Origin of the sequence: Flavobacterium sp. 120, assembly GCF_003633605.1 — a bacterium.
Lineage (GTDB): Bacteria > Bacteroidota > Bacteroidia > Flavobacteriales > Flavobacteriaceae > Flavobacterium > Flavobacterium algoritolerans.
Genome location: NZ_RBKZ01000001.1, coordinates 450,296 through 462,363 on the forward strand (window position 1 = coordinate 450,296; position 12,068 = coordinate 462,363).

7 protein-coding genes are annotated in these 12,068 nt (G+C 34.6%); 6 read left to right on the forward strand and 1 reads right to left on the reverse strand.

All coding sequences use genetic code 11. The annotated features are described in order from the left end of the window. Window positions 1–23: 23 nt before the first annotated feature. Window positions 24–2,897 carry a triple tyrosine motif-containing protein gene (locus C8C87_RS01805; protein ID WP_121340912.1) on the reverse strand — a complete coding sequence of 958 codons (2,874 nt, stop codon included), beginning with the start codon at window positions 2,895–2,897 and terminating at the stop codon, window positions 24–26. 337 nt (window positions 2,898–3,234) lie between these two features. Here C8C87_RS01805 and C8C87_RS01810 point away from each other — a divergent pair, with 337 nt between their 5' ends. The 6 genes from C8C87_RS01810 to C8C87_RS01835 all read left to right on the forward strand — a co-directional run bounded on the left by C8C87_RS01810 (window position 3,235) and on the right by C8C87_RS01835 (window position 12,067). Next, complete coding sequence (locus tag C8C87_RS01810; protein ID WP_121340913.1) at window positions 3,235–6,345, forward strand: TonB-dependent receptor; 3,111 nt, start codon at window positions 3,235–3,237, stop codon at window positions 6,343–6,345. Window positions 6,346–6,359: 14 nt separating this feature from the next. Then, complete coding sequence (locus C8C87_RS01815; protein ID WP_121340914.1) at window positions 6,360–7,868, forward strand: RagB/SusD family nutrient uptake outer membrane protein; 1,509 nt, start codon at window positions 6,360–6,362, stop codon at window positions 7,866–7,868. Window positions 7,869–7,882: 14 nt separating this feature from the next. After that, window positions 7,883–8,980 (forward strand): hypothetical protein, encoded by a 1,098-nt coding sequence (locus tag C8C87_RS01820; RefSeq protein WP_147402354.1) that lies wholly within the window; start codon window positions 7,883–7,885, stop codon window positions 8,978–8,980. Between the two features lie 7 nt (window positions 8,981–8,987). Then, entirely contained in the window at window positions 8,988–9,944 is a 957-nt protein-coding gene (locus C8C87_RS01825) for a hypothetical protein (protein ID WP_099713531.1), read from the forward strand. A 73-nt stretch (window positions 9,945–10,017) separates the two neighbouring features. After that, window positions 10,018–11,106, forward strand: coding sequence for a family 16 glycosylhydrolase (locus C8C87_RS01830; protein WP_233549987.1), 1,089 nt, complete (start codon window positions 10,018–10,020; stop codon window positions 11,104–11,106). 160 nt (window positions 11,107–11,266) lie between these two features. After that, entirely contained in the window at window positions 11,267–12,067 is an 801-nt protein-coding gene (locus tag C8C87_RS01835; protein ID WP_369869854.1) for an endonuclease/exonuclease/phosphatase family protein, read from the forward strand. Window position 12,068 lies beyond the last annotated feature (1 nt).

The window sequence follows — 12,068 nt, forward strand, 5'->3', positions numbered from 1 at the left end:
TTATGATGGCATTTTGGTTTTTATTAAATGCTCATTAGAAATCCAATCAGATTTTCTTTTTTATTGAGTCCTAGTTTTTTTCTCAATCGGTAACGTGCCAGTTCTACTCCTCCGTTTGAGATATTCATGATTTCGGCAATCTCTTTCGTTGACATATTCATTAATAGATAGGTTGATAAGTCCAATTCTCGGGGAGATATTGTAGGATATTTTTCCTTTAATCTTTTCAGGAAATCAAAATGTACATTCTTAATGTGTTTTTCTAAGTCTTTCCAGCTTTTGTCTGCGTTAACTTCTTTGGTGATGCTTTTATTCAATTTTGTAAATTGAAACTTAGTAGAATCATCAAAAGATTCGACATTGATATCTTTTAATTTGTAAATGATGCCATTTAGGATTTTGTTTTTCTTAACTACTTGTAGCGAATTATTGACTAATTCTTTATCCTTAGCTAAAATCTTAATTTGTAACTTGTCACTTTTTAATTTTTCAATTTCTTTTTCCAGTTCGTATTGTTCCTGTCTTATTTTAGATTCTTTCTCTAAATATAGTCTTCGCTGCTCTATTGTTTCGTAATATTTGTTTTTTCGTATCTTCATTTTTACTCTGTTGCGAATGAAAAATACAGAAGCAACTATTAGTAAAAGATAAAATAAATATGCCAAAAAATGCCTGTACCAAGGAGGGGAAACAGTAAAAGTAGCAATTGCTTCTTGCGATTGAATCCCATGACTGTTTCTCACTTTTAATTTCATTTTGTAATCACCTTCTCTTAAGTTAGTGTATTCTTTAATTGAAATGGAAGACCAAGCGCTCCATCGATCATCAAAACCTTCCAGTTGGTAAGAGAATTCTACATTCTCCAGATTTTCATAAGTAGGAGACGAGAATGTGAATTTTACGCGATTTGCTGAATAAGGTATTTTGAGCATGTCAATCTTATTTTGCCCGTTTCCTAAGATTATTGTATCTCCAGGATAAGAAAAACTTCGAATAAATGCTATTGGTTTTGACACGGAATAATTCTGTAGTTTCGGATTATAATGGGCTAAACCATCGGTTAAACCAATTAATATATTTTCAGGATTAATCGTGTTTACGGATATGTAGTTGTTTACGAGATTGCCTGTTAAACTGGAAAAAGGCGCAATAGAGTTTTTATAAGTGCCATTTTTCTGTTTCATTAAAACGCCTAATGATTCGCTGAAAATATACCAGATATTGCCATAACTATCTTCAGTTAAAGAATATATTTTTGGGACATCTTTAAATACCACGCTAATTTTTTTATCTTCAAAAAACAAATCTTGTTCTTGTGAATACTTATAAAAACGATTATCTGTTTGAAAGTATACGTTGTTTTTCATTCGTTGTAAACTCCCTATTCCTTTAACTGAGTTGGATAGATTTTTATGTGTTTTTATAGATTTAAATTTGTTTAAACCATCCGATAGGGTTAGCTGGTAAAGTAAATTGTCTTTTTTTAACCACAAATTAAGCTCATCTATTTCAAATGTATTGGCCGATAGGTCAAATCCTTCTACTTGATTTTTATAGCTCCATCCGCCCGATGTTTTTTCAAATATGGTAAATCCGTAGTAGGTTGACCCAATTAAGTAATTAGGGCGGTTAGGAATTGGCTTAAAGCCAAAATGCCCTTTGTTGTCTAATGTTTTAATAACTTTTCCTCCCGAAACCAACAATGCGCCTCTATTATGAGCACAGATTAGCTGGTCGTCTATCACTTGAATATTCCAAGCCTGACCTGTGGTTCCTTCAACAAGTTTAAAAGTGTCTTCTTTAATGCTGTTGCTCCAAGAATGGTAAAAAAGACCTTGATTAGTGGCTACGTAAAGGTTTCCTTTATAAGCAGCAGAAGCATAAACGGTACTTAAATCATAACTGAAACCAAAATAGGTAAATGGAGAATTTTCATTAATAAAGGCAATTCCATTGTCTAGTCCCAGCCAAAGATTGTTTTTACTGTCAATAAATGAAGTCAGTACGGTATTGTTTTGCAATCCCTTTTTATGATTGATGTGCTGAATTATATTTCCGTTTAAGTCGCAAATAATCATGCCGTCTAATACGGAATTCAGAATGATGAACTTATCTTTTATAGTTACCCCGCCAAGGGAACTGTTTTTTTTGATAAAATAATTTGCTTCGGTATTCCATGAAGTGATTTTTTCATTGTCATATATAAAAAGCCCTTTGTCTAAAGTTGTAATAAGTATTTTATTATCTGGCATTGGGAACATTCCCCAGATTTCTGTAGTGTTCAAAACGGTAGTTCCTTTTAACGGAAACAATTTTCCGTTTTTATATTCCAATATTCCTGCAGAAATATCCTGAAAATAAAGTTGGTTTTTTACCTGAAATGAAAATTGAAATCTGTTTGGGGATTCCAGTAATTTAAGCTTCTGGTTTTTGAAAATATAGGCTCTTGTAAACGATTGAAATAGTACTTCTCCTTTATGGATATGAATTTTCCAGATGAAGTCAATCGCTTTGATGTTGTCTTTGTTTATTAGTTTTGAAACTGAAAAATAAACCAGTTTTCCTTTAGAATTAGCTTCGAAATATCCAAATTCATCATAGCCTCCAACAAAAATTCTCCCGGAGTCATCAATCTTCAAACACCTGATGGCAGATAAATTTGGCAAACTGTATTTTTTCCATGATGATCCGTCAAATTGGAAAAGACCATTATTATTCGCAAAATATAAATTGCCGTTTTTATCTTGATCTATGTTCCAGTTTTGAGTACCACCTTTATAGTCGGTTCTTTTATAGTTTCTAATTTCCGGCAAGCCAATATTTTTTACTTGTCCATAGATTGTTGTAAAGGATGATAAAATAAAAAAAATTAGAATATGGAGTTTGGTAAATCTCATGATTGAAGTCTAGGTGTAATGAGTTGATTGTTATTAAAAAAGGGCAATTATTATTGTTTGTAAAACGATGGTTTTTCAATGAATTCAATAAATAAAACGCAATTTCTCTTTATTTCATAAATGTAGTGGTTTTTATTTAAATTAACATTTAAATAACAAAGCAAAAAAATATTTAATCTATTTAAAAACAATTATTTATAAATTTTTTGATGTGTTTTTGTTAAGTATTAAAAATGTATTTGATGTGTTTTTGTAGTAAATAATTAAAATGAATATAGAAAAAATAGTGATAATATTGCTTCAAATTACTAATTAATTAACCAAAATTTTTAGAAATATGAAATTTACAAAACTGTTCATTTTTTGTCTTTTATCTATTCTATTCTCAGTTTATGCACAAGCACAAGATGTTACTGTAAACGGAAAAGTATATGACGAAAACGGGCTGCCCATCCCAGGAGTAAGCGTTTTAATTAAAGGAACTTCCAAAGCTGCGGCTACGGATTTTGATGGGAACTATCAAATTAAGGCCGATTCAAAAGCCACTTTAGAGTTTAGCTATGTAGGCTATATTACTTCAAAGGAAGCCATCAATGGAAGAAGTCGAGTTGATGTTAAACTTAAATCTTCAACAGAAAACTTGCAGGAAGTTGTCGTTGTAGGTTACGGAACTCAAAAGAAAAGTGTTGTTACTGGAGCAATATCGAGCGTAAAAGCAAAAGATCTTGAGAAAGTACCAAATGGTCGTATCGAGCAAGCTTTACAAGGTAGAGTTTCCGGTGTTACTATTGCTGCCAGTTCTGGGCAACCAGGTTCTGGATCAACAATCCGTGTCAGAGGGGTAACTACTTTTGGCGATGGTGGTAATAATCCACTTTGGGTTGTAGACGGAGTTGTTGTAGATGGTGGTGGAATAGGATTCCTTAATCAATCTGATATTGAGTCGATTGAAGTACTTAAGGATGCTGCTTCTGCTGCGATTTATGGTACTCGTGCTGCAACAGGAGTAATTTTGGTAACAACCAAAAAAGGAAAATCAGGAAAAATTTCTGTGAACTACAATGGTTTTTCAGGAATTTCATCTCCAGAAAAAACTTTAAATTTACTGAACGCCACACAATATGGTGCTTTGTTAAATGAAAAATCAGTTGCCGCCGGCGGTCCAGCAATATTTCCTAATTTATCTGCTTTAGGAGTTGGTACAGATTGGCAAAAAGCGATTTTTAATACAAGCGCTTTCCGTTATTCACATGAATTGAGTATCAGCGGAGGATCTGATGTTTCTAATTTTTATGCTTCTTTTGGACTTCAAGAACAAGAAGGAATTGTTTCAACAGAAATATCAAATTATAGTAAAAAGAATTTCCGTTTAAACTCAACACATAAAATATCTAAAGTTTTTACTTTCGGACAAACATTAGGTTTTTCGAGACAAAAAACAATTGGTATTGGAAATACAAACAGTGAGTTTGGTGGGCCGTTAAGTTCAGCAATCAACTTAGATCCAACTACTCCTTTGGTAGAAACAGATCCTGTAAAAGCGAATGATGCACCTTATGCTACTAATCCTGTAATTCGTGATGCAAACGGAAATCCTTATGGAATTTCAAGTTTGGTTGGTCAAGAAATGACGAATCCTTTGGCTTATGCCAAAACAAGATTAGGAAGTTATGGTACTTCAGATGACATCGTTGGTAACGCATATATTGAAGCGGCTATAACAAGTCATATAAAAGTGAGATCAACTTTTGGAGCAAAATTAGCAACATGGGGAGGTCAAGGATTTACACCTGTTTTCTATTTAAGTGCAACTTCAAATGTGCTAAAAAATAACTACAGTAAATATGAAAACAAAAGTTTTGCGTGGAATGTTGAAAACATATTGACGTATACAAATCAATTTGGGGATCATAACTTAACGGTTTTATTGGGTCAGGGATCTTATGTTGATAATATTGGTGGAGGTCTTGGTGCTACATTGTTTGGATTGCCTGTGACCAATTATAAAGATGCCTCTTTTAACTTTGATATACCACAATCTGACAGAAGCAGTTATACGTACGATTCTACGCATCATAAATTGAACTCTTTATTTTCACGTGTGAATTACGATTACAAAGAGAAATATTTAGTTACAGGGATTATTCGTCGTGATGGTTCTACACGTTTCGGTGGTAACAATAAATTCGGTGTATTTCCATCGTTTAATTTAGGGTGGGTTTTAACCAAAGAAGATTTTTGGAAAGAAAGTAAAGTACTTAATACTTTTAAAATAAGAGGTGGATACGGAGTCGTTGGAAACGATGCCATACCAGATTTTAGATACCTTTCTCTAGTTGAAGGTGGTTATAATTATTCTTTTGGAAACGCAGGAGCAATTACGACTGGTTATGCTAACCTTACACTTGATAACCCAGATTTGAGATGGGAGGAAACTTCTCAGGCAAATGTTGGTTTTGAATCCAAACTTTTTAATGACATAAGTCTTACTGTAGACTTGTACAAAAAATCAACCAAAGGGATTTTACGTCCAATAAATATTCCGGGTTATGTAGGTGTGACTGCAAGTCCAATAGGTAATGTTGCCGATATGGACAATAAAGGAATAGAGGTTGAATTAGGATATAAAAAGACTTTTGGTGATTTTAATTTCTCTGCTAATGGGAACGTTGCTTACTTAGAAAACAAAGTTACTTATGTGGCAGCAGATTCTAATTATTTAGTGGGTGATGCTTCTTTTCAATCTATGGGAGCAGTAACAAGAACACAAGTAGGGCAATCGTATAATTCATTTTACGGATTTAAAACAGCAGGTATTTTTCAAAATCAAGCAGAAATTGATGCTTATACAAATTCATCTGGAGGTTTGATTCAGCCAGCTGCCCGTCCGGGAGATTTCCGTTGGGTAGATACAGACGGTAATGGTTCAATTGGAGATGATGACAAACAATTTTTAGGAAGTAATATTCCAAAATACACTTTTGGTCTGACCTTAAATTTAGATTATAAAAACTTCGATTTGATGGCATTTGCTCAAGGAGCAGCAGGAAATAAAATTTTCCAGGGCTTGCGAAGACTGGATGTAGGAAATGCAAACTATCAAACGATTGCTTTAAGCAGGTGGACAGGTGAAGGAACTTCAAATGATTATCCTAGACTAACTAATGATGATACCAATGGAAATTTTGGAAAGATGTCAGATTTTTATTTAGAAAAAGGAGATTATCTTAGACTGAAACTAGTTCAACTTGGATATTCATTGCCTAGTAGTGTGGTGAGTAAAATTGGAGCGAATAAAGTACGTTTTTATTTAACTGCCGAGAACTTATTGACTATTACTAAATACACAGGTTATGATCCAGAAATTGGTGGAGGTGTATTCGGGATAGACAAAGGAATTTATCCACAAGCAAGAACATTTATGCTTGGAGCTAATTTACAATTTTAATACAATCAAGAATTATGAAAACGATAAAATTTAAATATTTATTTATTGCAGCAGCTGTGGTTTCATTCGGTTCCTGTACGGAAGAATTTGTAGATATAACGCCAAAGGGGTCATTTCTTTCGGATAACTATTATGCGAATCAAGACCAAGCTACAGCAGCTTTGGTAGGAGTTTATGATGCGATTAGAAAAAACACGGGTGGTTTTGAAAACATGGTAGGTATGATGAATGCTGGTTCTGATGACTTCTACGCAGGTGGAGGTGGTTCTACAGATGGAGCTGGAATTCAGGGTTTTTCTACGCATACACTTACAGGGACAATTGTTCCGGGAAGTTTTTGGAATGATCATTACCAAGGAATTTTTAGAGCAAACACTTTATTATTGAAATTACCGGGTGTTGCTATGCCAGATGATGTGAAAGCGCGATTTGCAGGAGAATCAAAAGCATTGAGAGCCATGTATTACTTCAACTTGGTTAGATTGTTCAAGAATGTTCCATTATTATTGGAGCCTTTAACCGCTACTAATATGTATGAAGTGGAGCAAGCGACATCAGAAGCAGTTTATGCTCAAATCGAGAAAGATTTGATTGAGGCAATAGCCACTTTACCAACAACTGTTCCTGCTGATACAGAATCTGGACGTCTTACAAAAGGTGCTGCACAGGCATTGCTTGGAAAAGTGTATTTACAAGAAGGTAAAAAATCCGAAGCAGCAGCTATTCTTGCCTTAGTAAATGGTACGCCGGGTGGAACAAATCAATATGGAAATAAATTGTTGACCAATTTTAGTGATTTATGGGTAGTTTCTAATAAGTTTAATACGGAGTCACTTATTGAAGTTTCTCACACTAGTGCCGGTAATTCTGACTGGGGATTCTGGGGTTCAGGTAGAGACGAAGGGAATTCATTGAATGTTATGGTAGGCCCTAGAAGTTATTCAAGACCATCAGGTTCAACAGCACCTGATTTACCATCAGGATGGAGTTTTAATGTTATCACTCAAGATTTATATGACGCCATTAAGTTAGACCCAAGATTTGGTCCTACAATATTAGATTTAAAAGCTTTAAAAGCAGCTGGTAAAGCTGATTATATTGGTGGATATCAAGATACAGGATATTTCTTAAACAAATTCCTTCCTAGAAAAGAAGATGTAAGAACTGGTGGTGGAGCAGCAGAATTGAATTACAGACAAAATTCTTATATCATTAGATTAGCAGATACTTATTTGATGGAAGCCGAAGCATTAGGTTCTGGAGCAAGAGCTCAAGCTTTACTTGATGCAGTTAGATTAAGAGTTGGTTTGCCTTCTGTTCCGGTTACACTTGCAGCCATTAAAAATGAAAGAAGAATGGAACTTGCAGGTGAAGGACATAGATTTTTCGATCTTGTTCGATGGGGTGATGCAGCGTCTAAATTATCAAACAGAGGTTTCGTTGCCGGTAAAGATGAAATTTTTCCTATACCAGTAAGAGAACTTCAAGGAACTAAATTGAAACAAAACCCTGGCTATAATTAATAAAAGATAAAATTATGAAAAAGATAAAATTAATTTTCAGCTTTATACTAGTACTGCTTGTAGCTATAAGTTGTACTGTGGAGGGAATCAACGAAGATACTGCTCTTTTAGGTGCGGAATCATCGGCTAATCTCAATAAGATATTTGATATCAGCACTGATAATTCAGGAAAAGTAACAATAACTCCTACTGCAGATGGTGCTGTTTCTTTCAAAGTAGAATACGGACATGGAACAGTATCGTCAGTTAAAGTAGCTCCCGGAGCAAGTACAACCCATGTTTATCCAGAAGGGAAATATACGGTAAAAATTACTGCGACATCAATTTCTGGAGCGACAACTGAGCAAACATTCCCGTTAGATGTTGTGTATAGAGCGCCAGAAAACTTAGCGGTTACTTTAAATAAAAACATTCACAATTTAAAAGTAAAAGCCAAAGCGGATTATGCAAAATCGTATTTAGTTTATTTTGGAGATGTTCCTAATGAAGTTGGAACGCCATTAGCTACTGATGGAGAAGTTGCTCATGATTATGCAGTTGCCGGAACGTATAATGTAAAAGTTGTTGCGTTAAGCGGTGGCGCTGCCAAAACGGAAAAAACGACACCAACTATTATTTACAATGCGTACGGGTTACCAATTACCTATGAATTAACAACTCAAAATTATGGAGTTGGTGGAACTTTTGGTGGAATTTCAACTGCAGTAATAGCAAATCCTTTTCCAACAGGATTGAACACTAGTGCTACAGTTTGGAAATATACAAAATCAACAGGAGCAGAAACTTGGAGTGGAACTTATACTCCTTTGGATTCTCCAATAGATTTTGCAACTGGAAATAAAATCAAATTATTGATGTATGCAACAGAAGTGGGTAAAAATCTAAATGTAGAATTAGAATGGGCTGTAGGCGGAACTCCTGCAAATGGTGTTGCAGTTTTAAAAGTAGCCAATACTGTTGCCAATTCTTGGCAAGAATTAGTATTTGATTTCAGTACAATTGCAGCAATTCCGGCTAATGCCAAATTTACTCAACTTGTATTTAGATACGATGATTCAGCAAAAGGATCAGGAGAAGTAATTTATATAGACAATATTAGATTAACTAATTAAAAAAAATATGAAAACAAATATCAAATACATTTTAGGGCTTTTCATAGTAGCACTAACATTTATTAGCTGCAACGAAGAAGAGTATAGTTTGGGCGAATTATCGGCACCAGCAAATGTTGTCATAAATGCTGAGGTTGTCGGAGTAGATGCAACGCATCCAAACGGTGATGGTTCTGGAAGTGTAAAAATATCGGTAACAGGAGACAATGCTCTTTCGTATAAAATCGATTATGATGCAAGTACTCCATTGGATTTAGTTTATTTACCAACGGGTAAGGCTACTAAGAAATACACTTCTGTTGGGGTAAACACTTATAGAATAACTGTTGTAGCTTATGGCAAAGGAGGATCTTCTACTAATGTTACTAAAGACGTTACTGTAAGAAGTGATTTTACTGTTGCTCCGGAAATTGTTACTGCATTAACGAATAATGCTTCAAAAAGGTGGGTAGTAGATAAAAGTGTAGCAGGTCATCTTGGCGTTGGTCCTTGGAATGTAGCCTCTATCAGACCAGAATGGTGGGCCGGTGGTGTTAATGAAAAAGTAGCTTCTGCAAATTGTTTTTACACAGCCACTTTTACTTTTGCTAAAGTTGCAGCTTCGGGAACATACTCCTTGCAAGTTACTACTCCGGACGGTGCATTTACAAAAACAGGTTCACTAACAACTCTTCCGGGTATTCCGGGTTCAGGAGATGAAGGATGTTATAATTACGGAGGCGGAACTTCTGCTTTTAGTTTTGTACCCGCATCATCAGGTGCGCCGGTAGTCGTTACTAATGCTGATAATTCAACGTCTACCCAAACGAGTATTTTATTGTCAGGTGTAGATACTTTCATAGGATATGGTGCAGTTCAAAAAGAATATGAAATCTTGGTTATTACATCAACTTACATGTATCTTAGAGTACAAGGAACCGAAACTGGAAATGCTTGGTATCTAAAATTGAAACCAGCACTTTAATAAATTATAAAATGTAAGCTCAGAATTGTCAAAAATTCTGAGCTTTATTTTAATCATAAAAAGCTTTTAAAGGATGGGAAATAATATGGTACTTCAATTTTCGAAAAATAAGAATTATATGTTTTTATTGGCTTTGGCTAATTTTTTCATGTTGTTATCATGCAGTGGTAGTAATAATACCGAAGAAGAAACGGTAACTGCGCCTTCAAACCTTTCGGTTTCAGCAACAGTAGCTGGTGCAACTGCACAAAATCCAAACGGCGATGGAAGCGGAACAGTAAATTTTAACATCAGTGCAACTAATGCGACTTCTTATAAAATTTTACTTGGTAATGGAGAAACTAAAGAGCTAACAAATGGAAGTTTTACTTATACCTATACAACAGCGGGTACAAATACCTATGTTATATATGTGTCAGCATATAATTCAGGAAAGTTTGTTTCTTCCACTATTTCAGTAACGGTTTTTGTGGGTTCTGCTTTAGTTTGGTCAGATGAGTTTAATGTCAATGGCGCTCCCGATAGTTCAAAATGGGGTTATGATTTAGGTGCTGGTGGCTGGGGAAACAATGAATCCCAATATTACACGAACAGACCGGAAAATGTAATTGTTCAGGATGGTTTGTTAAAAATTAAAACGCTGAAAGAAAGTTTTAGCGGAAGCAATTATACTTCGGCTCGAATTCTTTCAAAAGATAAATTTTCGTTCAAATACGGAAGAGTGGAAATTAAGGCAAAACTGGCTTTGGGTGCTGGAACTTGGTCTGCTTTATGGATGTTAGGAAGCAATATAAGCACAACTGCTTGGCCCGCATGTGGAGAAGTTGATATTATGGAACATGTTGCCAACAGCCAAAACAGGGTTCATGGGTCTTTGCATTCTCCTGGACGTTCAGGAAATACTCCTGATACAAGCACGGTTATGGTTCCTAATGCTTCAACAGAGTTTCACATTTATTCTATAGATTGGTCAGCAACATCAATTAAGTTTTACGTTGACAATCAATTGTTTTATACGTTTGCAAATTCGGCGAGTCTTCCTTTTAATCAGAATTTTTTCTTAATCATAAATTGTGCAATGGGAGGGAATTTTGGCGGAGCAATAGATCCTAATTTTACCGCTTCCACTTTTGAGGTCGATTACATTAGGGTTTACAATTAATTATATTTTTGTTTAGTTAGGTCTTCATTGGGAGCTTCTATTTGTAAGTTGGATAGAAGCTCTAATGAAGTGTTATATTTGGTATCAAATATTAATTCATCAAAAAATAGTATACATGAATCAGGTAAAAAAAATAATTGTTTCGGGAGTTTTTTTGCTAATGGGAATTTTTTCTAATGGGCAAACATTGAAAGTGATGACGTATAATATTCGCTTAGATGTCGCCAGTGACGGAGAGAATGCTTGGAGTCTTCGTAAAGATTATTTTATTTCTCAAATTCAATTTTACAATCCTGATATTTTTGGAGTCCAAGAAGCAAGACCCAATCAGGTTGTTGATATTGCAAATTCACTTCCGGAATATAATAATGTAGGTATTGGAAGAGACGGAATTGGGCAAGGAGAATCGTCCAATATTTTTTATAAAAAAGAAAGATTTACAGTTAAAGAAAGCAATACGTTCTGGCTTTCTGAAACACCCAACACAATTTCTAAAGGTTGGGACGCTGCCTACAATAGAGTTTGTACGTATGCATTGTTCAAAGATTTGAAAACAAAACAATTCTTTTGGGTTTTTAACACACATTTGGATCACATTGGCGAAGAAGCCAGAACCAAAGGAATCCAATTAATTCTTTCTAAAATTAAGGAACTAAACACAAAAAATTATCCTGTAATTCTTATGGGTGATTTAAATTCAGAGCCTAAAGAGGACAGAATAATACTGCTTAAAAAAGCAATGGATGACGCAAGAGAAGTTTCGCAAGAGAAACCTTTCGGGCCTTATGGAACATTTAATAATTTTAAACACAACGAACCCGTAACTAAATTGATTGATTATATTTTTATTTCGAAGAATAGCATTTTGAAAGTAAAAAAATATGCCGTTTTGAGCGATTCAAAAGACTTGAAATATCCATCAGATCATTTGCCGGTTTATGTTGAAGTAAACTTTAAATAAA

Excerpts from the sequence above, each read along its gene's own strand:
- C8C87_RS01805 (WP_121340912.1), bottom strand. The coding sequence starts at position 2,897 with ATGAGATTTACCAAACTCCATATTCTAATTTTTTTTATTTTATCATCC.
- C8C87_RS01810 (WP_121340913.1), top strand. The coding sequence starts at position 3,235 with ATGAAATTTACAAAACTGTTCATTTTTTGTCTTTTATCTATTCTATTC.
- C8C87_RS01815 (WP_121340914.1), top strand. The coding sequence starts at position 6,360 with ATGAAAACGATAAAATTTAAATATTTATTTATTGCAGCAGCTGTGGTT.
- C8C87_RS01820 (WP_147402354.1), top strand. The coding sequence starts at position 7,883 with ATGAAAAAGATAAAATTAATTTTCAGCTTTATACTAGTACTGCTTGTA.
- C8C87_RS01825 (WP_099713531.1), top strand. The coding sequence starts at position 8,988 with ATGAAAACAAATATCAAATACATTTTAGGGCTTTTCATAGTAGCACTA.
- C8C87_RS01830 (WP_233549987.1), top strand. The coding sequence starts at position 10,018 with ATGGGAAATAATATGGTACTTCAATTTTCGAAAAATAAGAATTATATG.
- C8C87_RS01835 (WP_369869854.1), top strand. The coding sequence starts at position 11,267 with ATGGGAATTTTTTCTAATGGGCAAACATTGAAAGTGATGACGTATAAT.